This window comes from Acetobacterium sp. (genome assembly GCF_030652775.1).
Taxonomy (GTDB): domain Bacteria; phylum Bacillota; class Clostridia; order Eubacteriales; family Eubacteriaceae; genus Acetobacterium.
On record NZ_JAUSPS010000075.1, the window covers coordinates 101,231 to 127,044 of the forward strand.

Genomic DNA, 25,814 nt, shown 5'->3' on the forward strand with positions numbered 1-25,814 from the left:
GGAGTTCAAAATGAATCAAAGTTTAAAGAATAAAATTGAAGCTAAAGACAAAAATATAAATTCTTTACTTAAAGATCAGAAATTTACCATCGATTATTTTCAACGAGAATATAGATGGCAGGAAAAACATATCAATCTTTTGGTAGAAGATCTAACTACTACTTTTCTGAAATCTTATAATGAGAATGACAAGCGTTCGGATGTAGCAAATTACCAAAGTTATTATTTAGGTCCTGTAATATTTAGTATTAACCCAGATAATGGCCAAAAATCGATTATTGATGGACAACAACGAATAACATCTATTACATTATTTCTTATATATCTTTATCATTTGCAAAATGGAAAAGGAAATAATGTATCAATAAGCGAACTTATTTATTCGGAAAAATATGGAGAAAAGTCCTTTAATATGACAGATCCAATAAGAGAACCATGCTTAAAAGCCTTATTTGATGTTGGTGAATATACTCTGAAGGATACGGAGGATGAAACAATCCGAAATTTGGTAGAACGATATGATAATATTGAAGCGTCATTTCCAGAAGAACTTACTAAGGAAGCGTTACCATTTTTCATTGACTGGTTTATCGAAAATGTTGTTCTTGTAGAGATAACAGCTTATTCTGATGAAAATGCGTATACCATATTTGAAACAATGAATGATCGAGGGTTAAATTTAACCCCCACAGAAATGCTTAAAGGATATGTTTTATCAAAAATTACTGATGTTAAACAAAGAAATGAAATAAATGAACTATGGAAAATCCAAATACAAAAGCTTCACGAAAATGATGAAAATGAAGATCAAGCATTTTTTCAAGCATGGTTTAGAGGTAAATATGCGAAAACAATTAGACCAGGGAAAGCTGGCTCAGAAGATCAAGATTTTGAATTGATTGGTTCCAGATTTCATAACTGGTTCAAAGACAATCACAGAGATTTATTTAAACTTAATACATCTGATGATTTTTTTGATTTTTTTAAAAATCAGTTTCCATTTTATGTAAGAACGTATTTATATATTTTAAAAGCTCAAGAAACATATACTTTAAATTGTCCTCACGTTAATTATATTAAACAATGGGGCGTTGCAGAATCCCTTCAAAATGCATTATTATTAGCTCCTATTTGTTACAGAGATGATCAAAATAATGTTGAAAAAAAATTAGATTTTACATCCCGTTATATTGAGACTTTTACTGTAAGACGAGCAATCAATTATCGAAAGTTTGGACAATCATCCATTAAATATTCCATGTTCAATGTTATAAAGCGCATAAGAGATAATGATTTTATAAAATTAGGAATTATTCTTTCTGATGAGGTTGAAAAAATACCTGAAAATTGGGATGGAATTAATGAATTTGGAATGCATGGTCAAAATAGAAAGTTTGTAAAACATTTACTTTCACGAATATCAGGATATCTTGATGAGCTAATAGGTAAAGGTAATACCTATGTCTGCTATCATCATCCGAATGGGAAACAATTTGAAATTGAACATATTTGGGCGAATAAATTTTCAGAACATACAGATGAGTTTTCACAAGAAAATGATTTTCAGAGTTGGCGAAATTCGATTGGTGCCCTCATTCTTCTGCCACATGGTACGAACCAATCCTTTAGTAGTGATAAATATGATGCAAAAGTTGACCATTACATAAAGGAAAATACATATGCACAAACACTCAATCAAAATTACTATTTAAAAAACCCGAATTTTTTAAACGTTCCTGAAATCAAAAGATTAGGGTTTAAACCACATAACCAATTTAAAAAAATTGATATTGAAGAACGAAAGAAATTAGTAAAACGTGTTTGCGAAAATCTATGGTCAACAGATTATTTTACAATTTAGTAGATGATTGATATACTGCTTTAACTTTTTAAAGGGTTGATATTATAGGAGGTATTATGACACGAAGAAGCGAGGGAAAAGAAACCTGGCATAGACTTTTGGAATGGGATCGGGGACAAGCTTCAGCCGAAAGATTAGCTGCAATAATACTGAGTAGTGATGGATTTCAAAATATAGATCCGTCACACCCATTGGGTGGACGTGATGGACGAAAAGATTTATTGCTTACTTTTAATGGTTCTAGTTGGGTTGGCGGTGTTTATTTTCCAAGGGGACAGAAGAGTTTTGCTGAGACAAAAGAAAAATTCAAACATGATTTTGATGGAGTTAGACAAAATGGTGGAAGTGGATTTGTGTTTGTTACTAATCAAGAGATACGCCTTTCAGAGCGAAAAGAACTAAGTGAGACAGATGCCCAAGTTGATGTAAAAATATATCATTTGGAACGAATCGCTAGTATACTCAATACGCCGGCTCAATACGGTGTGAGGATGGATTTTTTGGATATTGAGATGTCTAAAGAAGAGCAACTTGCTCTATTCGCCGTAAAAGATCAGAAGTTGACAAGAATAGAAAATGCTATGGAGAAATTATCTGTTGATTTGGAAAATTTTAAAGTAATCCATAGGATAATTGAAGACGATAATTTTGAAGATGGTCCACGGAGTGCGGATGAAATAACAAATGCAGAGGAAGAATTTTTTGATAAGGTATGGTTTGATAGACATCTTGGATTAAAATATCGTATTGAACAAGGGCAATCTGCAGTTGAACCTGAAATTTGGGAGGGGGCTTTGAACTCAGCAAAAAAGGTAGTTGAAAAGTATGGTGAAGAAAACCTAGGCCCATATAGTGACTTTGAGTGGGGTATGATAAATGGAAAGCTATCTGCAATACGATGGGTTTTAGGATCAGAGTGGGATATGCTAGATTCATAAATAAGGATAGGATTTGTAAAAGCGCTGTGTTCACAGAGAAAAAACCACTGATTTTACAATAAATCATTTTTTTACATGAAGATATGAAAACTCTTCAGTTCAACTTCTGCTAAGGGTTCTTTTGAGAAGTTGAACTTTTTAGAGGTGTAATAATTTGAAACACGACCATACATAAAATAAAAATTTTGTCGTATCCTGTTAGCTGTTAGCAGAATTTGGACTTTTTATCTTTGTATTTTGAGTAAGCGATGTTGATTGACAAGTAAAATTGACCCAGCTGCGAGATATTGATAAACTTACACTGAATAGCCGTGAATCAACAATGCGGGTTGTTTTGGCTCTCTTGTATTAATAGTAAAGGACTAAAAAAAGATAAAAATGAAATATAATATCAATTGGACCTTTTTATTCCAATATAATTGGCTAAATGAAATAAAAGAGATATGATAATCAAATAATTTCATTTTAGGAGTGTTAGCAATGAATGATAGATCGGGTGAATATCACATCAATTTAAAAGGGTCAATGGAATACAAATCGCTTCGGCTCATGTCTCTCCCGCCACATCCGGCAATTGAGTATGATCAAGTGATGGTTAGAATGTTGTCAAAAGCGAATAGAGGCGTGGGAGTTTTACAGGGAATATCAGTCCAGGTTCCGTTATTGATTTAGTTGTATCAATGTATGTGTGTACAATGCTATTTCTAGTACAGTCAATCAGCTTATCGATGGGGGGGGAGTAACAGTGAGTGGACAAAAAATCGAGTTTTTGCTTATGAAGAATATTTGCAAATTATGAGAAAAGACACTGAATAGTAGAAATAATACAGACGAGAGTCATTCCATTAAATACCTTGTGTATAAGACATCGGAAGCAAAAGTGATAACGATAAATAGATAAGCATATAATTCAGTTGACATGACTGAGTTGTATGCTTTTTTTCATTCTCGCTGTTTATAAATAAAATAAATCCATGTGATTTAAGCGTAAGTGAAAAAGCCTGTAAATTGATAAATTAATATCAATTTACAATTGTAAAAATAGATTGTTAAAAAATAAACTTGTATTTTGACAATAAGTTTAAAACATTACTTAAACAAATGTATAAAAAAGACAAAAAACAATGAAAAATACCATATAAATCGACAATAAAGTGTTGACTTAATGAAAAAACACGCTATAATTACAATAAATTAAATGAACCGTGCAAAACAAATAAGTTCGCCGGATGAAAACGAAACGCACACATTATATTTACAATTGTAAAGTTAAAATATAACCTTAAGGTGATTAATATGAAAAAAGTAATTGATAATAAACGATTGATGCTTAAAGTATGTGATCTGTTCTACAATCACGACGTAACACAGCAAACGATTGCAAAACAGTTGTCGATATCAAGACCTACGGTGGCAAAAATACTGGAACAAGCACGAGCGACTCAGATGGTCAGAATAATTATTCCGGACTTATCAGAAGACAGCTATTTTGAAATGGAAAGAAAACTGGAGGCAATTTATGGACTTAAAGAAGCAATTATTGTTGATGAGAAAAAGGATTTATATGCTCAAAAAGATGAAGTTGGAAAAGCAGCCGCTGAGTATCTGGAGCGATTAGTCAAAGATGGGAAAAATATTGGCGTCTCAATGGGAACGACATTGGGGCATATTGCTAAATATATACAGCCTAAAGTAGTAAAAAACGCTATGTTTATTCCCTTGGTTGGTGGTATTGGTCAGGTTGGGATGGAGCTTCATTCCAATTATTTAGTGGAAGAACTGGCAAATGCTTTTAAAGCTCAATATATACTACTCCATGCGCCGGCTAAGGTTTCAAAAAAATCCATCAAAGAAGGATTAATTGGAGAAGCTTATATCGAAAAGATAATTAAGCTGACCAACAAATTGGATGTTGCCCTGGTCGGGTTAGGTGTTCCAACCAAGAATTCAACAACGATGGCAACGGGGTACTATGATGAAAGCGAAATGGAAGTGATGCGTAAAAAGAATGTGGCAGGTGATATCTGTATGAATTTCTTTGATAGTGAAGGCCGTACGGATCAGTTTGAAATGAATGAAACGGTTATCGGAATTGACATCAAAAAACTAAAATCAGTTAAGGATTCAATTGGTGTAACCTGTGGTATTGAGAAAGTCAGTGCGATTAAAGGGGCAATTGCAGGTCAATACATTAATGTTTTAATTACTGACGTCGCTTGTGCCAGAAAATTGATTGAAGGAAAGGATTCGGAGGGAAAATCATGACCTACATTGTAGTATTAATTTTTATTGGAATGTGTTTGCAGGGGCTGATGACTTTTTATCAGGTCAAAAGTTATCAAAATGCCATGGGTTCCCTTAAAGGTAAGGGGTTACTGGGAGTAGGGTATCGGAGAGGTTTTTTAAGAGGCGGACAAATTCTGATTTTGTCCTATGATCGAAATTCAGGAACAATCAATAATTGCAAAACCATGAGAGGGATCACGTCATTTGAGCGCTTTAAAACCGCAGAAGATTATATTGGTTTAAGTTTGAGTGAGATAAAAAAACTGGCAATACTTGAAGATCAAAAACTGAATAAACCACAGAAAACCAGAAAAGATGGATCAAAAAAAGTAGCGCCGCAAAAGCGTGGGGCATTGCTTCAGGCGGTGGAGGCCATTGAGACACACATGAAAAAAGAGCAGCGACAAAAGCTTCATGAAAAAAGAAGAGAACAACAAGCATTAGCCGCCATTGCGGCTGAGTAGAGTGAACATAAGAGTGCATGTCGGATCAATTAGATTCAGCAGATAATTATAGGTCTCTTGAAAGAGGAAAAATAATTTAGGGACATGGAGCAAAGCAGGTGGGAGAAAAAATGAGAGTAGACATTCGGGAGTGTCAATCATGACAATTCGTGAAAATAAAGCAACGCAATGTAGTTTTCAGAGGGTGTTTGGAATTGCGGAGGTGAAAAAGGGGGGGGATTTCTTAAGGCGTGGTTGTTGGTATCGGTCACAGTATTTGGTTATGATTTGAAAAAATAAGGAGAAGGTGAAAAAAATGGATTTTTTAGCACAATTGGCAACTAATTTTATAGGTCTCTTTCAAGCTGGTGGAGAAGTATTTGTAGGTTTGGTAACAGGTATTTTACCCTTGTTAATCGTCTTGATGACAGCAGTTAATTCTTTGATTAAGATTATCGGGGAAGAACGAGTGGAGCGAGCTGCCAAGTTCAGCAGCAAAAACTTTATTCTACGTTATACAGTGTTACCGGTTCTGGCGATGTTCTTTTTAACAAATCCAATGGCATACACGTTTGGACGATTTGTTGAAGAAAAACATAAAGCGGCGTTCTATGATTCAGCCGTTTCATTCTGTCACCCGATAACCGGTTTATTCCCGCATGCTAATCCTGGTGAACTCTTTGTTTACCTGGGAATTGCAGCAGGGATCACGACATTGGGTCTGCCGCTTGGTGATTTAGCGGTTCGTTACTTTATCGCAGGTGTTTTAGTAATTCTGCTAAGAGGGATCGTTACTGAAAGAATTTATGCAATCATGGCATCTAAAAAAGTCAATACGGAGGTGAAATAATGTATAACGCAGTTCTAATCAAAAAAGGCCAGGGCGGATGGGGCGGACCACTTGTGATCAAACCCACTGAGGAAAAAGTTTATATCATGTCGGTCACCGGTGGCGGAATTCATCCGGTTGCTCAAAAAATTGCCGATCTGACCGGTGGAATCGCTCTTGATGGATTTTTAAGTAGTGCACCAGATAGTGAGGTCGCTTGTGTGGTAGTCGATTGCGGTGGTACAGCACGGTGTGGGGTTTATCCCAAAAAGGGAATTCTAACGATTAACCTGACACCGGTTGGCCAGGCGGGACCTTTGGCCCAGTATATGAATGAAGAGAATTATGTATCCGGGGTGAAGGAAAACAATGTCTCGCTGTTTGAGGGCGAGGTCCCCAATAGTGAAACCGCAAAGAAAAAAGACTATCAGGAAGTGAAAGCCGAAGCAAAAGCAGCTGCCGAAAAGCAAAAGGGTTTTGTCGGCTTCATCTCAAGACTGGGTAAAGCAGTTGGGGGTGTGGTTGGTAAGTTCTATCAGGCCGGTAGAGAATCAATCGACATGGTGATCAAAAACGTGCTTCCATTTATGGCCTTTATCGCTATGCTCATTGGGATCATTACAGTCACCGGGCTGGGAGATATTATTGCCAATACCATCTCGCCATTTGCGGGAAGCTTACCTGGACTTGTACTTATTTCAATCGTATGTACCCTTCCTTTCTTATCGCCAATTCTCGGACCGGGTGCAGTTATTGCCCAGGTGGTTGGAACACTGGTAGGGGTACAAATTGGCGCTGGTGCGATTGCCCCGGCATTGGCTTTACCGGCACTCTTTGCCATTGATGGACAGGTTGGGTGTGATTTTATCCCGGTTGGTTTGTCTTTGGGCGAAGCAGAAACAGAAACGGTTGAAATAGGTGTACCAGCAGTACTCTTTAGTCGATTGATTACAGGACCAGCCGCTGTATTGATCGGATTTGTATTGAGTATTGGAATGTACAGCTAAGCAGAAAGCTGATCTAAAGGCAAGGAGATAAAATGGATTTTACAACAGAAATAACTCAAATTGGAGAAATGGTGGAGGAGTTTTTAAAAGAAAAACTGCTGATCGTTTTCGATGATAATGCCCCATCTGGTTTAGCGGAAATTGCAGTTTTACATACCAAAAAAGAATTAGACAAGGAGGTGAGAATCGGAGATTCAGTTCGATTTGGAGAAGTTATTTATGAAGTTACAGCCGTCGGACACGAAGCAAATAAAACGTTAGAAAGCATGGGGCATTGTTCATTCAGCTTCACCGGAGAAGATCAGGTAAAACTCCCGGGACAAATTGAATTAAAAGGTCAGGGGATTCCGGTAGTTAAAATAGGCGATGTATTTCAGATCATTTACAAAGAAAATTAAAAATTAAAAATTAAAATTAAGCGAGGAAAAAATGTTAGGACTAAATTATAAGTTGTTGCAATTAGAAGAAAACGGAAAACACATCATGACCAGTATTGTTGGTGCAGGACAAATGGGCCGTGGAATGGTTGGACAGATTATGTCGATGAAAGGCATGCGTCCGGCAGTGGTTGTTGACATCGATATTCAAAATGCTATTAATGCTTATCAACATGCGGGCTTAAAAGAAGGCGACTATGTTATTGCTAATACCATCTCAGAAGCCAATGATCTTCTGGCCAAAGGTAAATATATTGTCACTGACAACCCTGAAATTGCTACAAAAACCGATTTAATTGATTGTGCCGTGGATGCCACAGGCGTTCCTGAAGTGGGCGCTAAAGTTGCCATCGATAGTATTAATTCGGGGAAACACATTGTTATGTTGAATGTGGAAGCTGATGTTTGCATTGGTCCGATGCTATACAAAATGGCCCAAAGTGCCGGAGTTGTTTATACCGGATCAGCTGGGGATGAACCAGGTGCAGTGCTGGAAATGTACGATTTCGCCGATGCGCTGGGATTCGATGTTCGGGTCATAGGTAAGGGGAAAAACAACAAGGTTGATAAGGCCGCTACCCCGGACTCGGTTTTAGAAGAAGCGACCCGAAAAGGGGTGAGCCCGAAAATGCTGACATCTTTTAAAGATGGAACAAAAACCATGGTTGAAATGACTGCGATGTCCAATGCTACTGGATACTTGCCGGATATTATGGGTGGACATGGCGCAAAAGGCATTGTTTCAGAGTTACCAGATCTTTTCAGACTAAAAAATGAAGGTGGAATTTTAAATAATTATGGGATTGTTGATTATATTGATGGCGTAGCGCCAGGTGTATTTATTATTATTTCAACCGAACAACCGGACATTATTCACGAATTAAATTACCTCAGTATGGGAAAAGGTCCCAATTATGTGTTATACAGACCCTATCATTTATGCAGTCTGGAAACACCATTATCGGTTGCAAAAGCTGTGATTGACGGGATCCCAACCATCGCACCAAGAAAAGGTCTTGTTTCTGAAACCATCACGGTTGCCAAACGGGATTTAGTAGCAGGCGAATATCTGGACGGCATTGGTGGATTTTCAATTTACGGTAGCTTCGAAAAAGCATCAGTTGCAAATGAAAAAGGAGCCCTGCCGATGGGTATTGTCAATAAAAAGACGAAAATGATTAATGCGGTTAAAAAAGGCGAAATCGTAACGTATGCCGATGTTGCCTTAGATAATGATTCGCTAATGGTTCAATTGCGAAAGATCCAGGATAAACTGTATCTATAAGATGACTAAAAGACGGAACTGATTTGGCCGATGTGCTTTTGGATAGCAACATTCTTAATAGTAGCATGGGGATGAGTTTTTACAAAGCTGGCATTGGCCTTTTTCATAGGATTTGATTAAAAAAATACACACCATGCCGATCAAATCCTATGAATAAGGTTTCCCGCCAAAAGGAATAAATTTGGAAATTTGGAAAGAAAGTTAAAACACCCAATAATATGAGACGGATCGTTGTGAAAATTAATATAAACGTGAACACCATTTACTAAATAGATATTAAGCGATGATCCAAATAAGTGATCAATATGGGAGGAACACCATTGAAAAACGAAAATAACAATAAAAGCAAGGAACTGGGATTGAAGTTGCTAAAAGATATGTATCTTTCAAGAAAATTTGAAGAAAAGGTACAGCATTATTTTTCCCTGGGTATGATCCACGGCACAACCCACTTAAGTATTGGGGAAGAAGGTGCCGCCGCCGGAACCTGTGAAGGTTTGGAACCCCAGGATCTGATGTATGCCACCCATCGCGGCCATAGTCAGGCCATTTGCAAGGGAATTGATATTAATTTGATGATGGCTGAAATATTTGGCAAGGTAACCGGGGTTTGCAAGGGGAAAGGCGGATCCATGCATATTGCTGATAAGGATAAAGGCGTGTTGGGCGCCAATGGAATCGTTGCGGCAGCCCTGCCGCTGGCTTGTGGCAGTGCTTTTGCAGCCAAAAGAAGAAAACAGGATGTTGTCACGGTGGCTTTCTTTGGAGATGGGGCGGCCAATGAAGGCGCCTTTCATGAAGCTATGAACCTGGCTTCGGCCTGGGATCTACCGGTTCTTTTTGTCTGCACCAACAATACCTATGCCATGTCTACCCATATTTCTAAGGTGATGAAAGATACCGATATTGCTAAACGGGCAATACCTTATGGAATGCCGGCAGAAACAGTGGACGGAAATGATTCGTTTGCCGTTTATGAATGCATTAAGAGCGCTCGAGACTATGTGGTAAAAAATGGTCCCATGCTAATTGTGGAAAACACCTACCGGATTTCTGGGCATTCCAAAAGTGATGGCAATCTTTATCGGACAAAGGACGAAATCAATGCCTGGAAAGCCCGGAATCCCATTGATAAAATGAGAAATGACTTACTGGAGGCAAATACCTGTACGGTTGATGAACTGGATGCCGTAGATAACGAAACGACTGAGTTGATCGACAAGGCCGTTCAGTTTGCCCTGGATAGCCCCTATCCCGAGCTGGATGATGTGTATAATGATGTTTATGCGTTATAAGAGGGAGACAGAAAATGCCTAAAAAAGAAATAACCTACGCAAATGCGATAAAAGAAGCAATCAGTGAAGAAATGATCCGGGATGAAGAAGTATTCATGATGGGTGAAGATATTGGTATATATCGGGGGGCCTTTGGTGTTTCGGGAGATTTAGTCGAAACCTTTGGCGAAGACCGAATCATTGATACACCTATTTCAGAGCTGGGGTTTGTTGGCTGCGCCATTGGTGCGGCAGTGGCTGGGATGCGTCCCATTGTGGAAATTATGTTTTCAGATTTTATGACCGTCTGCTGGGATATGATCGTAAACCAGGCGCCAAAGATGCGTTATATGTTCGGAGGCAAGGTGAGTGTACCAATGGTGTTAAGAACTGCATCCGGTGGTGGAACTGGAGCAGCAGCCCAGCATTCCCAATCCCTGGAAGCGATGCTGTGTCATGTGCCGGGGCTAAAAGTCATTGTACCTTCAACGCCAAGAGACGCTAAGGGCTTGCTGAAATCAGCGATTCGGGATAATAATCCGGTTATCTTTTTGGAACAAAAACTATTGTATCGGACCAAAGGTATGATTGAGGAAGAAGAATTTACAATCCCCATTGGCGAAGCTGATATCAAACGGGAAGGCAAGGACTGTACCATCATCACCTATGGCCGGATGGTGCAAATGTGTCTGGCAGCGGCAGAAAGTCTGGAAAAAGAAGGAATTGATGTCGAAGTCATTGATCTGCGAACCTTACTGCCGATGGATACCGAAGCCATTATCAAGTCGGTGATCAAGACCCGACACGCTCTGGTGGTTCACGAAGCCGTGAAGACAGGCGGTATTGCCGGTGAAATCATTGCCCGAATTGCCGATAGTGAGGCGTTTTACTATCTGGATGCGCCCCTTAAACGTCTGGCATCGGAAGATGTGCCAGTGCCATTCTGCCCGGTTTTGGAAAAGGGAATTCTCCCGGATGAAGCCAAAATTATTGCAACGGTCAAAGAAATGATGGCTTAAGATGTTGTTGAAAAACAGGAGGGAGAAAAAATGGCAGTAGAAGTATTTATGCCTAAAGCCGGGATGGACATGCAAGAAGGCACAATTATCCAGTGGCTTAAAAACGTCGGTGAGAATGTTGAAGAAGGCGAAGGTCTACTCGAAATAGAAACGGATAAGGTCACAATGGAAGTAGAAGCCCCGGCGACCGGGGTACTTTTGTGCCGCTATTTTGAAGATGGTGCGGTGGTGCCAGTGGTAACCACCATTGGTTATGTGGGCGAACCAGGCGAAGCTGTCCCGGACAAGCCACAGTTGGCCGGCATCGTCGCCAAAACGGCTCCATCAGAAATGGTAGAAACGGTAGAAAAACAAAAGCCGGTTCTGGCGGATGAAACAAACGGTGTGAAAGCTACGCCCTATGCAAAAAAAATGGCAGTGGCCAATGCCATCGATCTGAATGAAGTGCCGCCAACCGGTCCGGCGGGGGAAATAAAGGGTCGGGATGTTGAACGAGAAATTGCTAAATCACCGTTGGCAAGACGTATTGCCGAGGACAAGGGCATTGATTTAAGCGCTGTTACGGGTTCCGGTCACCAGAACAAGGTGATGAAAAGCGATGTGCTGGCAAAAATAGCCGAACAGGAAACCCCCGGGGTAACTGCGGTGGTGCTTAATACGACGCCACTATCGGGAATGCAGAAGGTTGTGGGTGAACGGATGGTAAAAGCCCACACCGAGATTCCCTGTGTCACCCAGAACACCAAGGTGGATATGACCAAACTGCTGGCATTCCGAAAACAAATTAATGAAAACCGGGAAAACAAGCTGACCATCAATGATTTCATTGTTAAGGCGGTTGCCAAAGTGCTGCTCCACGATAAAAAAGTGTTGGTCAGTCTGGGGGACAAAGAAATAATTCACCATCAGGATGTTAATATCGGTATTGCGGTAGCATTGGAAGAAGGTTTGATTGTGCCCGTGGTGAAAAATGCCGATAAAAAAAGCCTGGAAGAAATTTCAGAAACGGTTAAGTCATTGAGTGCAAAAGCAAAATCCGGCGGACTGATGGTTGATGATTATCAGGGTTCGACAATCTCCATTTCCAATCTGGGGATGTTCGGGGTTCATTCATTTACCCCCATTGTGAATCAGCCTAATGCGGTGATTATCGGTATTTGCGCAATTGAAGAGGAGTTGGCATTGGTTGACAACCAGGTGGAAAACCGCAAAAAAATGATGATTTCACTCACCTATGACCATCGCTTAGTTAACGGGGACGTGGCGGCCAAATTTTCTCTGAAAGTACGCGATCTGTTGGAAAATCCAATGGAAATTCTTCTCTGATGGAGGTTGAAGAATGAAAAATGGATTTGATGTAGCAGTAATCGGCGGCGGTCCGGGGGGATATGTTGCCGCTATTAAAGCGTCTCAATTGGGTGGGTCAGTGGTGCTTTTTGAAAAAGACGCCGTTGGCGGAACCTGTTTGAACAGAGGCTGTATTCCCACCAAAACGTACGTTAAAACAGCGGAGTATATCAAACACATCAAATATGCCCATTCCCGGGGGATTCGGATTGATGTCAGTCAGCTTGGTGTTAACATGGTCGATGTTGTCGCCAACAAAAATGAGGTCGTAAAAAAACTGACAACCGGTGTGGCTGGGCTGCTTGATAGCAATCAGGTGAAGGTAATTAAAGGCACGGCCACCCTGACTAACGATGGAAAAGTTTTTTGTGATGGACAAAGCTACGAGGCTAAAAATATCATTCTGGCTGGTGGTTCAAAACCACGGGTTCTCGATATACCCGGAATCAAAAGTCAGGGGGTGTTAACCTCTGATACGCTGCTGGATCTCGAAGAGGTTCCCGATCGTCTGGTGATTATTGGCGGCGGCGTGATTGGCTGTGAGTTTGCTACGGCATTTGCAGCATTTGGCAGCGAGGTAACGATTGTAGAATTTACCGATCAGTTGGTGAAACCGATGGGCAAGGATATTTATAAATATCTCAGGAAAGCCATCAAAGCCCAAGGGATTAAAACCGTTTTAAATACTGCAGTCGAATCTATTGAGCGAAGCGAAGCGGGAATTCTGGTTGTGAAGACGTCAGATCAAAAAACAATCGCAGCGGATAAGGTGTTGGTGGCAACCGGACGTCGTGCCGATCTGGAATGTCTGGGTGATCGGAAAAACGAGATTGCCATGGACGGAACATTTGTGTTAGTCGATTGCGAAATGCGAACCAGTATCCCCAACGTATTTTGCATCGGCGATATGAATGGGCAGATGCAGCTTGCCCATGCCGCATCTAAAATGGGGGAGACAGCAGCAGTCAATGCCATGGGCGGGAATGAAGAGGTAGATTTGCGCCATGTTGCCAACTGCTTGTATACCCTGCCCGAAGCGGCCACAGTTGGCTTAACTGAGGAAGATGCAAAAAAAGAGCATGATATTGCAGTCGGAACGTTTTCCCTTAATGCCAACGGACGAGCCTTGGCTTCGGGAGAAACGGATGGATTTGTTAAGGTGATTATTGAGAAAAAATACGGAGAAATTTTAGGCGTTCAGATCGTGGCTCCCGTTGCCGCAGAAATGATCAGTGAAGCCGCTTTATGTATGACCATGGAAATAACAGCCCATGAGGTTGCCGCTATGGTTCATCCCCACCCCACCTACTGCGAAGCCTTTATGGAAGCCTGCGCTGATGCTTTGGGAAAGTGTATTCATCTGCCCAGAAAATAAACTTTGTAAAAGGTCAAACAAAGTAGTTATGATCAGATCGTAAGTATTTTAAACGAAAGAACCGATTTTCAGGATTCAGTACACCTCCAAACTGTGGATGTAGAACAAATCAGTTTGGAGGTGTTTTAATCGGAGAAAACGTTTCAACTGATTAAATCTTTCAAGATTTAAATTTGGGCAGAAAATGAGAAGAGAAATGAAAAAGGAGGTTTGAGCATGTTTATTAAAGAAGGAATTATTGCATCGCCAGGTATCTCAATTGCCAGAGCACTTGTTTATGAAAAAGCAGATGTACAAGTGAGCGCTGATCGACACGAAGACAGCCATCAAGAAATCGATAAATTCAACCAGGCTTTGGATGAGAGCCAAAAACAGTTAGAAGAAATTCAATTAAAAACTGCTGACGAGCTGGGCGAAGAAGATGCTGCGATTTTTGAAGCCCATGGGATGATCCTTCGGGATCCTGAATTTCTGGAAAGTGTCGAAAAAGAAATTAGTGACCGCAAGGTAAGTGCGGCTTATGCAGTTCAAATCGTGACAGATCGTTTGGTAATGATGTTTGAACAAATGAATGATCCCTATTTCAGTGCCAGAGCGGCAGATGTCAAAGATGTGGGGAATCGGGTTCGAAATAACAGTTTAGGTATCGTAATGGCAGATTTGTCAAAGCTGCAGGAGGATGTCATCATCATCGCCGACGATCTTGCCCCTTCAGATACGGCGCTGATGGACAAAATGCGAGTATTGGGTTTTGCAACCAATGTTGGGAGCAGAACATCGCATACAGCGATCATGGCGCGGAGTTTAGAGATTCCTGCGGTTCTTGGTTTGACCGATATTGTTCAAAATGTGAAGACTGGTGATATGATTATTATTGATGGCCTTAGTGGTCGGATCATTGTAAATCCGGATCGGTATCAGATTAAGGCGGCGGAAGACGATCAGAGAGGATACCAGACTTATTTAAAAGAACTGGAATGTCTCAAAGATCTGGAGGCCGTAACGCTGGATGGTCATAAGGTGGAGTTGGTCGGAAACATTGGCGAACCAGGTGATGTCCAGGGTGTTCGTAAAAACGGCGGTACTGGGATTGGCCTCTATCGAACAGAGTTTTTATACATGAACAGCGACACCATGCCGGGAGAAGATAAGCAAATGGCAGCTTATCGATCGGTTCTGGAAGCATTCCCGGATGGACCAGTGATTATTCGAACCATGGATATTGGTGGCGATAAAAAATTGCCCTATCTGCCGCTAGATGATGAAATGAATCCGTTTTTAGGACTCCGGGCTATCCGTCTATGTTTCAAAGAAATAGAATTGTTTAAGACCCAGCTGCGAGCCATCTTAAGAGCAAGTGTGTACGGAAACGCTTATATTATGTTTCCGATGATATCCAATGTTGATGAAGTACGACAAGGGAAAAAAATACTAGCGGAGTGTATGGCAGAGTTGGATGCATTGCAGGTTCCCTATCGTAAAGATGTAAAAGTAGGGGTGATGATTGAGATTCCCTCAGCGGCGATCACGGCGGATATTATTGCCAAAGAAGTTGACTTTTTCAGTATTGGAACCAATGATCTCTGCCAATATACCATTGCGGTGGATAGAATGAACCAGGATGTTTCGTATCTTTACGATCCCTTTAATCCAGCTATATTGCGCCTGGTAAAGCAAGTCATTCAGGCTTCTAATGATCAGCCGGGACTCTTTACCGGGATGTGTGGAGAAATGGCAGGAGATCCCATGGCGGTCGTTATTCTTTTAGGATTGGGACTACAAGAATTCAGCATGAGCGCCTTATCAATTCCCCGGGTTAAAAAAATTATTCGCAATGTGCGTTATCAAGATGCGAAGAAAATCGCTGAGGAAGCATTGATGCTAGAAACGGGAGTTGCGGTTATGGTTCATATTCTTGAATCAATGAAGAAACTGAAAATTGAGATTTAATTATTTGATAGCGATAAGGAGATTAGAATTATGCAAATACAAGAAGTGACAGTGTTGAATGAAACAGGTATTCATGCCCGGCCAGCATCGATGTTTGTCAAGGCCGCAGGAAAATTTAAATCGAATATTTTTGTCATCAAAGCAGACAAAGAGATTAATGCCAAAAGTATTGTCGGCGTTATGGCGGGGGGTATTACCCAGGGAACGACAGTAAAGATTAAGGCAGAAGGCGAAGATGAAGTAAATGCAGTGGCTGAGTTAGTGCAAATGATAAATGATCGATTTGATGAGTGACGTTTAATAACTGGGATTCAGGTGGTAAAAGGGAACCGGCCTTATTATGATGATAAAACATAAGGCTGGTTCTATTTTTGTTAAGGGCAAGCAAGGTAAAGAAGCTAAGGTTGAAAATTCGTTTGAGTGTTATTTTTCCTTATATTCTTTGTACACCCGATAAGGTTTCGAAATCACCCGGGACGGTAAGGATTTCAAAAAAATACTTAAATCGGCTTCCATCTCTGCGGTCATTCGTGTGGGTTTTGATAAAACCCGTTTGACAAAGTCTTCTTTAAAATGGTTATTGACAAACTCCTGGTTAATCTGAATTTGTATGGAACACTCTTTGCAGGTAATCTGAGAGATTTGTTCGTTTTTATACTCGATTTCATGAGGGGTGTCTTTCTCGCAGATGACACAAAACAAATCAGCTTCAATACGATTTTTGGGCATGGCTCTCTCCTTATTTTGCAGCTTATTGTTAATTATTATAACATAATTAAGCGGGTGTTATCTATAAAATTCGGTTAAGTAGCGTTTGCCGTTTGTCCGCATGTTATCACCTTTTTAAAAAATCCTGCTTATCCCCTGAAATCGACTTTACCACCTCAACATCACTGGCCACATCAAAATACTGAGCATCATATAAACGGTTTAAATAGTCCTGATAAAACTCCAGGAGTGGCGGAAAGGACGCAATGATTTCATTTCTGATCTTGTTGATATTTTCCACCGATTCATCCTGGGTTCGATCTAAATCAAGATAGGTGTTGAGTAGTTGAGTAGCGGTTTCAGCATGATAACTGGCATACTGCGGAAAAACCTGAAGGTTCTGATCGCTGCTGATTTTGTCCCGCACTTTTGAAACAACGGCTTCCAGATCTTCGAGGATGGTTTCCTGGGAATAGAGTGATTCCCGCCGTTTGGCAGTTTTTAATAAACCGATTAATTTTTGAAGCCGAGCCTGTTCCGCGATGCTGCGATCCTGAAGTGCTGATGAATTCATATTTTCAGCTGCGTTAAGCATCGCTAGATCCTGGTAAGGGGATGCATCAGACAGCTGTTTGATTTTTTCTGGCGGTTCATGTTTCACCCGAAAAACAACGTAATAGATCAGAAAAGCGAATAGGATCATTAAAAATGCGCCGCCGAGAAAGAGCGATAATTGTGCAACTGGTGAATTTTCCAAGGCAAACAGATTACTGAAAAAGGTTGAAGTGTCCATGATAGCGATACCCCCTAATATGAATTGATGGATCATTTTAATGATAAAATAAACTTACCCCGAAGCAAGAAAAGCACCGAAAGCAGGTGCTTTTCTTTTGAATTTTTTTCAGCAAGTAAGGGAAAAAGCAGGCTGAACTGCGTCAATTATTGAATAGTGGGAATTTTATTGTCGTTGTAAAAATCAGACTTCTTTGGGGTCTTCGGTGCTGCTTTCAGAATGGTCGGGTTGAAGCTGAGCCGTAAATTCGGTTATTAAATCCCGGTTACGCGGTTCACTATTTGCGGCTGTGGGTGGTGTGCTTACAATTGTTGTGGGGGTATCGGCTGGTGTGGCTATTTTTCCGCCCAGGAATCCAGAAATCAACGACTGCAGATTAATACCGGTGCTTTCGGAGATTCCTTCAGTCACTTGTGACATGGTATTGACGATGTCTTTGACCATTTTGGTTGAGTTGCCATCGCCATACATGGTAATGCGATCGACGTTGTTCAGTGGCGCAGCAACATTGCGGGCAACTTCGGGAAGGGCATTGAAGTACATTTCCATGATGGCGGCATCACTATATTTCTTCATCGCTTCAGCTTTGGCATCAATTCCGGCGGCTTCGGCCAGACCTTTGGCTCTGATTGCGGCAGCTTCAGCAAAACCTCTGGCTTCAATTGCGGCAGCTTCCTGTTCTTTGGCATAACGATCAGCTTCGGCGGCCAATCGATTGGCTTCAGCATCTTTGGCAGCAATAAATAGTTTTGCCTCCGCTTCTTTTTGCTTTTCAAACAAATCGGCTTCAGCCTTTTGGTTACGTTGGTACCGTTCGGCATCGGCAGTTTTGTTGATTTCAGCTTTTAATCGTTGCTCGCGCACTTCAACTTCTTTAGCGGCCAATTCAATTTCTTTTACCTGCTTAATAATGTTGGCTTCCTGGGTTTTTGTCTCAATCGTTTTTCGCTGTTCTTCCTGCTCAATTTGGTATGCGGCATCCGCCTGAGCCTGACTTAGATCAGACTGTCGTTTCAATTCGGCTTTGCGAATTTCCAGATCAGTGTTCTTCTGGGCAATTTCCAGGTTTGCCTTAATTCTGGCATCATTGGCAATTTTTGCGGCTTCCGATTCAGCAATTGCGACTTCTTTTTCGGCGTTGGCACGAGCAATGGCCGCGCCTTTTTTAATCTGCGATTTGTTCTCGGTACCAAGGTCCTCAATTACGCCAGCCTGATCACGGATCGATTGAATATTGAAGGAGATTATTTCAAGACCCATCCGTTTAAGATCCGGAACAGCGTTTTCCTGAACCTTTTCGGAGAAGGATTTTCGGTCGGTTAACATGTCTTTCAGGTCAAGTGAACCGATGATTTCACGGACGTTTCCCTCGAGGACATCTTTAACCTGAGGAATGATGGCGTCAGTTGATTGGTTCAAAAAGTTCTCAGAAGCCAGTAAAATTGCTTCTGGTGATGAACCGATCTTGATCTTTACTGCGCCATCGACCATCACATCGATGAAGTTATTGGTTGGTACCGATTCACCAGTTTTGACATCAACAGACATCATTTTGAGGTCCAGTTTGTCAACCCGTTCAAGAAAAGGAATCTTGATTCCCGCTTTTCCGATGATGACACGCCGTTTAATACCAGATATGACATAGGCCGTATCTGGGGGAGCTTTGACGTAGCTCATCATTAAGAGGGAGATAACTAACAATACGACAACAACTGGGATAATCAATGTAAAAATTGACATTTGCGCCTCCTGCAAAATTTTATTTTGAGATCAAAAAAAGATACTCATTTCTGTGAGGATGTGACAATCACACAGATTCTTGAGAGTGGATAATATGTGTATGAACTCAACAAAGTTATTATATAAGAGGTTGGATTCAAAGTCAAAGATTAAAAAACGATATGGATTGTTTTGCGGGATAAATGTTATAATTCAGGTAATGTTAAATTTAAGCCCAGGCGATAAGTTTGTCGGGAAAACATAGGTAAGAAAATAAAATCGTTGAAATAAAGGAGACACAATGGGAATTCAGGAAGAAGCATTAAAATTGCATGAAGAATGGCAAGGCAAACTGAGCATTGACAGCAAGGTTCCGGTAAAAAACAAACATGATCTGTCGATGGCTTATACTCCGGGGGTAGCAGAGCCCTGCCGAATGATCCATAAAAACAAAGAAGATGTGTATAAGTATACCGGCAAGGGAAATATGGTGGCCGTGGTCACCGATGGGTCGGCAGTGTTGGGGCTGGGCGATATTGGTCCGGAAGCCGCCCTTCCGGTAATGGAAGGAAAAGCCGTTTTATTCAAAGAATTCGCTGGCGTCGATGCGTTTCCTATCTGTATTCCATCCCAGGATGTAGAGGTCATCATCAAGACGGTCAAGATGATTGAACCGGGATTTGGGGGGATTAATCTGGAAGATATTGCCTCGCCCAGATGCGCCGAAATCGAAAGACGCTTAAAAAAAGAACTGGACATTCCGGTTTTTCATGATGATCAACATGGCACGGCAGTGGTGGTGACGGCTGCGCTGATGAATGCCCTAAAGGTCGTGGGCAAACAATGGGAGCAGGTGACGGTAGCCATGAGCGGCGCCGGAGCAGCCGGATCAGCGATCATCAAGATGTTGTTGAACGTCGGCGTCAAGGATATTATCGCCTGCAGCAGCAAGGGTATCCTCTCAAAAGACGAAGAGTACAGTAACTGGGTTCATCAGGAAATAGCTGAGATGACCAATAAGCAGCACAAAAAAGGGAGCCTTGCTGACGCCATCAACGGCGCTGATATTTTTATCGGTGTATCGGCACCGGGCATTGTCACGGCCGAAATGGTTCAGACAATGGCGGAAAACGCCATTGTTCTGCCAATGGCCAATCCAGATCCGGAAATTGATCCGGATCTGGCCATCCGAGCCGGCGCAAAGGTTGTTGGAACAGGACGGTCAGACTATCCCAACCAGATTAATAATGTCCTGGCTTTCCCGGGCATTTTCAGAGGGGCGCTGGATGCCCGAGCCAGTGACATCAACGAAGCGATGAAAGTTGCCGCAGCAAAAGCCATTGCCGACTTGATTAGTGAAGATGAACGGAGTGCCGATTATATTATTGTACCTGCCTTTGATCCTCGGGTTGGAAAGGCTGTAGCTGCCGCGGTTTATCAGGCAGCAAAGGATTCTGGAGTTGCCAGAAAAAATTGAAGAAACGAAATAAAATACGGCAGTTTTAATAAAGCAACACTACAATTACTCCTCAAGAAAAAATGAATAACGTGACGGTTTTGCTTAAAGGGTCTTGGTTAAATACGCTTTATCAGGAGCTGACGAAAAAATTAACCCCGGAGCAGATGTGCCGGGGTTTTTATAAAACAACAAAGAGAAAAGTGTCGATGACACGAAAATAACAATGAAAGCAGTTATATAATGAAACATATTTTAATCATTGAAGATGATACAGCGTTAAATAATGGAATTGTATTAGCATTAAAAGATGCCGAATACCGCTTCTTTCAGGCAACAACCTTGGCTAGTGCTAAAGAATTGATGTTAAGCCAAAAGATGGCGATGGTTATTCTCGATATTAATCTTCCTGATGGCAATGGCTTTGAATTTTTGGAAGCGATCAGAAAAGAGTCGGAGGTTCCAGTGATCATCCTGACAGCCAATGATATGGAGTTAGACGAAGTAAGAGGGCTAAATCTGGGGGCAGATGACTATATCACAAAACCGTTTAGTCTGATGGTGCTCCGTTCTCGAATCGAGAGTGTTTTTCGTCGAAGTGTCAAACAAAATAAGAACATCTATGTTATTGATGACCTTTATCTTGATTTTGAGCAGATGTTTTTTAAAGTGGGTGACCGAGAACTGGTACTGAGTAAAACGGAACAAAAACTCCTGCATTTATTATTAGAAAATAAAGATAGAACGGTGGCTCGCAGGACTTTGGTAGATAAAATATGGACCAATGCTGCTGAATATGTGGATGAAAATGCGTTGTCAGTCGCTATTAGCCGCTTGCGTAATAAAATAGAGAAAGACCCTGGAGCGCCTCAATATATTCAGACCGTATATGGACTGGGTTATACATGGGGGGCAAAGGCATGAGTATTTTTGGCACCAGAAAAACCTTGAATCGTTTAAATGAGATGATTGATGACGCTATTGCTGGTAATTTTACGGAAAGCAATTATGATGAAAGCCAATTGTCCCGGCTTGAATCAAAATGGATGCATTATTTGAGTGCCTCGAAAATGTCCATGGAGCAGACGAATCAGGAGCGGGAAAATATAAAAAGTATGGTATCAGATATTTCCCATCAAACCAAAACGCCGCTGGCTAATATTTTATTATATACGGAGTTACTTAAAGAGCAGGTTGAAAACAAAGATAATATGGAACTTGTTGAACAGATTAGTACGCAGACTGAAAAACTGGATTTTTTAATTCAATCCTTAGTTAAAATGTCTCGATTGGAAAGCAATATCATTGAACTTAAACCCCAAAAACAACCAGTCAAACAGTTACTTGAACAGGCATTATCAGAAATTTTACCCAAAGCCAGATACAAGCAGATCGATATTACGGTCGAAAATGCGGATGCTGTTCAGGCGTGTTATGATTTAAAATGGACATCTGAAGCGCTTTATAATATCCTGGACAATGCGGTGAAATATTCAGAAGTCCAAACCAGCATAAAGATACATGTAAAAATGTATGAACTGGTTACTTGCATCGCAGTTGAAGATCAGGGGATTGGGATCGCAGCAGACGAAAAAACGCAAATCTTTCAACGCTTTTACCGCAGTCCCAGCATTCAGCAAAAAGAAGGCATTGGAATCGGTCTTTATCTGGCCCGGGAAATTATGCAAAAACAAAAGGGTTATATCAAGGTGACTTCAACCCCGGCAAAAGGTTCGATCTTCTCGCTTTATCTCCCCACTTAACGCAAATCTTTCAAAACTGTTAGATTTTAGACAGAACCAGGTAAGAATTCTTTGATAAAGTTTGTAAATCGAAACATAAACTTTAGGAGGAAACGTAATGACAATTTTACAGACGCGAAATTTGCGAAAGGAATATGGAGACGGTGATAATCTGGTAAAAGCATTGGATGATGTTAATCTCACTATTAAACAAGGAGAATTTGTATCCATAGTAGGAACCAGTGGCAGCGGGAAATCAACCTTGCTACACATGTTGGGCGGTTTGGATCGCCCCAGTTCGGGGAAAGTTTTTGTAGAAGGCAATGATATCTTTTCCTTTAAAGAAGAGCCGCTGACGATTTTCAGACGGCGGAAGATTGGCTTTGTTTTTCAATCTTACAATTTGGTTCCGGTGCTGAACGTTTTTGAAAATGTAGTGCTCCCGATCGAATTAGATGGTAATACCGTCGACGTCGATTATATTAATGAAATCATCGATATGCTGGGGCTTACCTCAAAAGGGGCCAATCTTCCTTCTCAGCTTTCAGGCGGACAACAGCAACGGGTTGCCATCGCCCGTGCGCTGGCAGCAAAACCGGCGATTATCCTGGCGGATGAACCCACCGGCAATTTGGATTCACGGACTAGTCAGGATGTCTTGAGTTTGCTCAAAATGACGGGAGAACGCTTTAAACAAACCATTGTGATGATTACTCATAATGAAGAAATCGCACAGATGGCTGATCGCATTATTCGAATCGAAGATGGCAAGGTCAGGGAGCGTGGCGAGAATGATTAAGGTGACCAACAAAAAAGCGATCCGTAATCTTGCCTATAAAAGTTTTAAAAATAATAAGATCCGGAATTATATCGCAATTATTGCGATTGCACTGACCACCATTCTTTTCACGACTTTGTTTACATTGGGAATGGGAACAGTGGAAAGTATTCAGCAGGCGACGATGCGTCAGGCTGGTGGCGATGGACATGCGGTAGTAAAATACATTACCGATGACGAATTCAATACGATTAAAAAACATCCACTGATAAAAGAAATTGCCTATAACCGAATTCTTTGCGATGATGTCGAGAATCAGGAATTTCTTAAACGACGTGCTGAATTCTGGTATTATGATGATGTTGGACTGAAACTGGGATTTATCGAACCAATCTCGGGACATAAACCGGTTGCTGAAAACGAGATCATTACGGATACTAAAACCCTTAAACTAATGGGGGTTCCGCTTGAAGTAGGAGCGCCGCTCACCTTAACATTAAATATCCGGGGTGAAACCGTAACCCGGGATTTTGTACTGGCTGGTTGGTGGGAAAGTGATCCTGTTTTTAATGTCGGACAGATTTTTGCCTCCCGGGCTTATGTGGATGCTCATCTAAAGGAACTTCAAAACACTTATAAAGAAGACTACTCCATGACTGGCACGATCCAAGCATATATGATGTTTGATAATAGCTTGGATTTGGAAAACAAACTGACAACAGTGATTGCTGAAAGTGGTTATTCTTTTGATGAAAACGAACCGAACTATCTGGCCAGCAATGTGAACTGGTCCTACCTTTCCACGAATTTTAATATGGATGCCCAAACGTGGATCGCTATGATTGCAGCTTTGTTGCTAATTATTTTAACAGGTTATCTGATTATTTATAATATCTTTCAGATTTCAGTAATTTGCGATATCCGTTTTTATGGGTTATTGAAAACCATCGGTACTACTAAAAAACAGATCCGAGTCATGATCCGAAATCAGGCATTGCTTTTAAGTGTTATGGGGATTCCCTTTGGTCTGATTGGCGGTTTTTTTATTGGGGAAGCTCTGGTTCCTATGGTGATGAGTAATACAACCTATGCCGGAAGTCCAGTTTCGGTATCACCCAGTCCCTGGATTTTTGTGGGATCAGCTCTTTTTGCACTGATTACTGTGAGTATCAGTACTTTAAAACCCGGGAAAATTGCCGGTTCGGTTTCACCAGTGGAAGCTGTTAATTATACCGATAGTGACAATAAAAATATCGCTGCAAATAAAAAGTCCAAAGATGGCGCAAAAATTCATCGCATGGCGCTGGCAAATCTCGGACGCAATAAAAAAAGAACGCTTTTAGTAGTTTTTAGTTTATCGCTTAGTCTCGTTCTGCTTAATACAGTATTTACGTTATCTACCAGTATCGATATGGATAAGTTTTTGTCTAAATTCAATGATGCTGATTTTCTGATTGCCCATGCTGACTATTTTCAATATGATTATTTTGGCAATGAAAATCAGACAACTGAGACCTTTATTGAAGCGGTGCAAACACAGCAGGGTTTTCAACAAGGCGGTCGTCTATTTGGGGGGCGGGATGAGCTGTTTACCTGTACCGATAATAGCACCGATATTATCAATACCAATGAGTACGGTGATCATTATGCGGCGGTTTACGGACTGGAGGAATTTCCGATGAGTCGGCTGGTTGTTCTTGATGGTGAACTGGATTATGATAAGCTGGCCTCGGGAAAGTTTATTCTTGAAGGGGTCCAATTGGATGATAATAGTAATCCGGAAACCGAGTCGAGCCATTATGATGTCGGCGAGGTGGTTGAAATTCATAATTATAAAGGAACATCAGAATCGTTTGAAGATCGGGAGTATACGACTCAACAATTTACCGTGCTGGCACATGTAGCGATCAAATACTATTCAAATTCTGACCTTACTGGCTGGGAGTATTCTTTTTATCTTCCCGCTGATATTTATAAAACCCTGGTAACCAAACCAGCAGTGATGAGTTATACGTATAACGTTGCCGATGCGGAGGAAGCAACCATGGACCGTTTTTTAGCCGACTATACCAATACGGTTGAACCGATGATGAATTATACATCGAAACTAACCACGCTGGAGTCACTTTCAGAGATGAAAATGACGGTTATTATGGTTGGCGGAGCACTGAGTCTGATTATTGGTATGATTGGTGTTCTTAATTTTATCAATGCTGTGGTTACCAGCATCATTACCCGAAGAAAAGAATTTGCGATGCTTCAAAGCATTGGCATGACTCAAAAGCAATTGCGAAACATGTTGTGTTATGAAGGTCTTTATTTGGCCTTGGGAACTGGAATTGTAGCCCTGTCTTTGGGCGGCTTATTTTCTCTTGTCATTGTGAACTTTTTTTCTGGCTTGATATGGTTTTTAAGCTATCAATTTATTATTTGGCCACTACTATCGGTCCTTCCGTTCCTATTTATTATGGGAGTTCTGATCCCATGGATTGCCTATGTGGTGACTGATAATCAGAGCATCGTTGAAAGGCTCCGGGAAGCAGAATAATGTCAACTAAGGTTAATTG

The 25,814-nt window shown here is 41.0% G+C and carries 22 protein-coding genes; 19 read left to right on the forward strand and 3 right to left on the reverse strand.

All coding sequences use genetic code 11. The annotated features are described in order from the left end of the window. Positions 1 to 10: 10 nt before the first annotated feature. From Q7J41_RS14065 to Q7J41_RS14130, 14 genes are all read left to right on the forward strand, one after another. Positions 11 to 1,861 (forward strand): DUF262 domain-containing protein, encoded by a 1,851-nt coding sequence (locus Q7J41_RS14065; RefSeq protein ID WP_304889065.1) that lies wholly within the window; start codon positions 11 to 13, stop codon positions 1,859 to 1,861. Positions 1,862 to 1,917: 56 nt separating this feature from the next. Next, complete coding sequence (locus tag Q7J41_RS14070; protein ID WP_304889066.1) at positions 1,918 to 2,799, forward strand: hypothetical protein; 882 nt, start codon at positions 1,918 to 1,920, stop codon at positions 2,797 to 2,799. 1,296 nt (positions 2,800 to 4,095) lie between these two features. Further along, positions 4,096 to 5,064 carry a sugar-binding transcriptional regulator gene (locus Q7J41_RS14075; RefSeq protein ID WP_304889067.1) on the forward strand — a complete coding sequence of 323 codons (969 nt, stop codon included), beginning with the start codon at positions 4,096 to 4,098 and terminating at the stop codon, positions 5,062 to 5,064. Continuing rightward, on the forward strand, positions 5,061 to 5,549 hold the full coding sequence (locus Q7J41_RS14080; protein ID WP_304889068.1) for a transcriptional regulator GutM: 489 nt from the start codon (positions 5,061 to 5,063) through the stop codon (positions 5,547 to 5,549). The genes Q7J41_RS14075 and Q7J41_RS14080 overlap by 4 nt, the downstream gene beginning before the upstream one ends. A gap of 295 nt (positions 5,550 to 5,844) precedes the next feature. Next, a complete protein-coding gene (locus tag Q7J41_RS14085; protein WP_304889069.1) occupies positions 5,845 to 6,378 on the forward strand; it encodes a PTS glucitol/sorbitol transporter subunit IIC in 534 nt (177 codons plus the stop codon). Continuing rightward, positions 6,378 to 7,364 (forward strand): PTS glucitol/sorbitol transporter subunit IIB, encoded by a 987-nt coding sequence (locus Q7J41_RS14090; protein ID WP_304889070.1) that lies wholly within the window; start codon positions 6,378 to 6,380, stop codon positions 7,362 to 7,364. Before Q7J41_RS14085 ends, Q7J41_RS14090 begins: the two co-directional genes overlap by 1 nt. A gap of 32 nt (positions 7,365 to 7,396) precedes the next feature. Continuing rightward, positions 7,397 to 7,762, forward strand: a complete 366-nt coding sequence (locus Q7J41_RS14095) for a PTS glucitol/sorbitol transporter subunit IIA (protein ID WP_304889071.1) — start codon at positions 7,397 to 7,399, stop codon at positions 7,760 to 7,762. Positions 7,763 to 7,793: 31 nt separating this feature from the next. After that, a complete protein-coding gene (locus tag Q7J41_RS14100) occupies positions 7,794 to 9,086 on the forward strand; it encodes an NAD(P)H-dependent oxidoreductase (protein ID WP_304889072.1) in 1,293 nt (430 codons plus the stop codon). A gap of 320 nt (positions 9,087 to 9,406) precedes the next feature. Then, a complete protein-coding gene (locus Q7J41_RS14105) occupies positions 9,407 to 10,381 on the forward strand; it encodes a thiamine pyrophosphate-dependent dehydrogenase E1 component subunit alpha (RefSeq protein ID WP_304889073.1) in 975 nt (324 codons plus the stop codon). Positions 10,382 to 10,395: 14 nt separating this feature from the next. Further along, positions 10,396 to 11,379 (forward strand): alpha-ketoacid dehydrogenase subunit beta, encoded by a 984-nt coding sequence (locus Q7J41_RS14110; RefSeq protein WP_304889074.1) that lies wholly within the window; start codon positions 10,396 to 10,398, stop codon positions 11,377 to 11,379. Between the two features lie 30 nt (positions 11,380 to 11,409). Then, a complete protein-coding gene (locus tag Q7J41_RS14115; protein WP_304889075.1) occupies positions 11,410 to 12,705 on the forward strand; it encodes a dihydrolipoamide acetyltransferase family protein in 1,296 nt (431 codons plus the stop codon). Between the two features lie 13 nt (positions 12,706 to 12,718). Then, entirely contained in the window at positions 12,719 to 14,101 is a 1,383-nt protein-coding gene (lpdA, locus tag Q7J41_RS14120) for a dihydrolipoyl dehydrogenase (RefSeq protein WP_304889076.1), read from the forward strand. A 216-nt stretch (positions 14,102 to 14,317) separates the two neighbouring features. Next, on the forward strand, positions 14,318 to 16,051 hold the full coding sequence (ptsP, locus tag Q7J41_RS14125) for a phosphoenolpyruvate--protein phosphotransferase (RefSeq protein WP_304889077.1): 1,734 nt from the start codon (positions 14,318 to 14,320) through the stop codon (positions 16,049 to 16,051). A 30-nt stretch (positions 16,052 to 16,081) separates the two neighbouring features. Continuing rightward, positions 16,082 to 16,345, forward strand: a complete 264-nt coding sequence (locus Q7J41_RS14130) for an HPr family phosphocarrier protein (protein ID WP_304889078.1) — start codon at positions 16,082 to 16,084, stop codon at positions 16,343 to 16,345. A gap of 129 nt (positions 16,346 to 16,474) precedes the next feature. Here the strand turns inward: Q7J41_RS14130 and Q7J41_RS14135 are convergent, their stop codons facing one another. From Q7J41_RS14135 to Q7J41_RS14145, 3 genes are all read right to left on the reverse strand, one after another. Next, the gene (locus Q7J41_RS14135; protein WP_304889079.1) at positions 16,475 to 16,780 is read right to left on the reverse strand and encodes a bh protein; all 306 of its coding nucleotides are present in this window, start codon (positions 16,778 to 16,780) and stop codon (positions 16,475 to 16,477) included. A gap of 106 nt (positions 16,781 to 16,886) precedes the next feature. Continuing rightward, a complete protein-coding gene (locus tag Q7J41_RS14140) occupies positions 16,887 to 17,552 on the reverse strand; it encodes a hypothetical protein (RefSeq protein ID WP_304889080.1) in 666 nt (221 codons plus the stop codon). A gap of 183 nt (positions 17,553 to 17,735) precedes the next feature. Next, positions 17,736 to 19,292 carry a flotillin family protein gene (locus tag Q7J41_RS14145; RefSeq protein WP_304889081.1) on the reverse strand — a complete coding sequence of 519 codons (1,557 nt, stop codon included), beginning with the start codon at positions 19,290 to 19,292 and terminating at the stop codon, positions 17,736 to 17,738. Between the two features lie 280 nt (positions 19,293 to 19,572). Here Q7J41_RS14145 and Q7J41_RS14150 point away from each other — a divergent pair, with 280 nt between their 5' ends. From Q7J41_RS14150 to Q7J41_RS14170, 5 genes are all read left to right on the forward strand, one after another. Continuing rightward, a complete protein-coding gene (locus tag Q7J41_RS14150) occupies positions 19,573 to 20,748 on the forward strand; it encodes an NADP-dependent malic enzyme (RefSeq protein WP_304889082.1) in 1,176 nt (391 codons plus the stop codon). Positions 20,749 to 20,970: 222 nt separating this feature from the next. Next, positions 20,971 to 21,651 carry a response regulator transcription factor gene (locus tag Q7J41_RS14155; protein ID WP_304889083.1) on the forward strand — a complete coding sequence of 227 codons (681 nt, stop codon included), beginning with the start codon at positions 20,971 to 20,973 and terminating at the stop codon, positions 21,649 to 21,651. Continuing rightward, positions 21,648 to 22,490, forward strand: coding sequence for a sensor histidine kinase KdpD (locus Q7J41_RS14160; protein ID WP_304889084.1), 843 nt, complete (start codon positions 21,648 to 21,650; stop codon positions 22,488 to 22,490). The genes Q7J41_RS14155 and Q7J41_RS14160 overlap by 4 nt, the downstream gene beginning before the upstream one ends. A gap of 97 nt (positions 22,491 to 22,587) precedes the next feature. Next, positions 22,588 to 23,268: an ABC transporter ATP-binding protein gene (locus Q7J41_RS14165; protein WP_304889085.1), complete on the forward strand. Its 681-nt coding sequence runs from the start codon at positions 22,588 to 22,590 to the stop codon at positions 23,266 to 23,268. After that, positions 23,261 to 25,795, forward strand: a complete 2,535-nt coding sequence (locus Q7J41_RS14170; protein ID WP_304889086.1) for an ABC transporter permease — start codon at positions 23,261 to 23,263, stop codon at positions 25,793 to 25,795. Before Q7J41_RS14165 ends, Q7J41_RS14170 begins: the two co-directional genes overlap by 8 nt. The last annotated feature ends 19 nt before the right edge of the window (positions 25,796 to 25,814 follow it).

Bases quoted from the DNA above. Each gene is read 5' to 3' on its own strand.
- Q7J41_RS14065 (WP_304889065.1), top strand. From the start codon at position 11: ATGAATCAAAGTTTAAAGAATAAAATTGAAGCTAAAGACAAAAATATA.
- Q7J41_RS14070 (WP_304889066.1), top strand. From the start codon at position 1,918: ATGACACGAAGAAGCGAGGGAAAAGAAACCTGGCATAGACTTTTGGAA.
- Q7J41_RS14075 (WP_304889067.1), top strand. From the start codon at position 4,096: ATGAAAAAAGTAATTGATAATAAACGATTGATGCTTAAAGTATGTGAT.
- Q7J41_RS14080 (WP_304889068.1), top strand. From the start codon at position 5,061: ATGACCTACATTGTAGTATTAATTTTTATTGGAATGTGTTTGCAGGGG.
- Q7J41_RS14085 (WP_304889069.1), top strand. From the start codon at position 5,845: ATGGATTTTTTAGCACAATTGGCAACTAATTTTATAGGTCTCTTTCAA.
- Q7J41_RS14090 (WP_304889070.1), top strand. From the start codon at position 6,378: ATGTATAACGCAGTTCTAATCAAAAAAGGCCAGGGCGGATGGGGCGGA.
- Q7J41_RS14095 (WP_304889071.1), top strand. From the start codon at position 7,397: ATGGATTTTACAACAGAAATAACTCAAATTGGAGAAATGGTGGAGGAG.
- Q7J41_RS14100 (WP_304889072.1), top strand. From the start codon at position 7,794: ATGTTAGGACTAAATTATAAGTTGTTGCAATTAGAAGAAAACGGAAAA.
- Q7J41_RS14110 (WP_304889074.1), top strand. From the start codon at position 10,396: ATGCCTAAAAAAGAAATAACCTACGCAAATGCGATAAAAGAAGCAATC.
- Q7J41_RS14115 (WP_304889075.1), top strand. From the start codon at position 11,410: ATGGCAGTAGAAGTATTTATGCCTAAAGCCGGGATGGACATGCAAGAA.
- lpdA (WP_304889076.1), top strand. From the start codon at position 12,719: ATGAAAAATGGATTTGATGTAGCAGTAATCGGCGGCGGTCCGGGGGGA.
- ptsP (WP_304889077.1), top strand. From the start codon at position 14,318: ATGTTTATTAAAGAAGGAATTATTGCATCGCCAGGTATCTCAATTGCC.
- Q7J41_RS14130 (WP_304889078.1), top strand. From the start codon at position 16,082: ATGCAAATACAAGAAGTGACAGTGTTGAATGAAACAGGTATTCATGCC.
- Q7J41_RS14135 (WP_304889079.1), bottom strand. From the start codon at position 16,780: ATGCCCAAAAATCGTATTGAAGCTGATTTGTTTTGTGTCATCTGCGAG.
- Q7J41_RS14140 (WP_304889080.1), bottom strand. From the start codon at position 17,552: ATGGACACTTCAACCTTTTTCAGTAATCTGTTTGCCTTGGAAAATTCA.
- Q7J41_RS14145 (WP_304889081.1), bottom strand. From the start codon at position 19,292: ATGTCAATTTTTACATTGATTATCCCAGTTGTTGTCGTATTGTTAGTT.
- Q7J41_RS14150 (WP_304889082.1), top strand. From the start codon at position 19,573: ATGGGAATTCAGGAAGAAGCATTAAAATTGCATGAAGAATGGCAAGGC.
- Q7J41_RS14155 (WP_304889083.1), top strand. From the start codon at position 20,971: ATGAAACATATTTTAATCATTGAAGATGATACAGCGTTAAATAATGGA.
- Q7J41_RS14160 (WP_304889084.1), top strand. From the start codon at position 21,648: ATGAGTATTTTTGGCACCAGAAAAACCTTGAATCGTTTAAATGAGATG.
- Q7J41_RS14165 (WP_304889085.1), top strand. From the start codon at position 22,588: ATGACAATTTTACAGACGCGAAATTTGCGAAAGGAATATGGAGACGGT.
- Q7J41_RS14170 (WP_304889086.1), top strand. From the start codon at position 23,261: ATGATTAAGGTGACCAACAAAAAAGCGATCCGTAATCTTGCCTATAAA.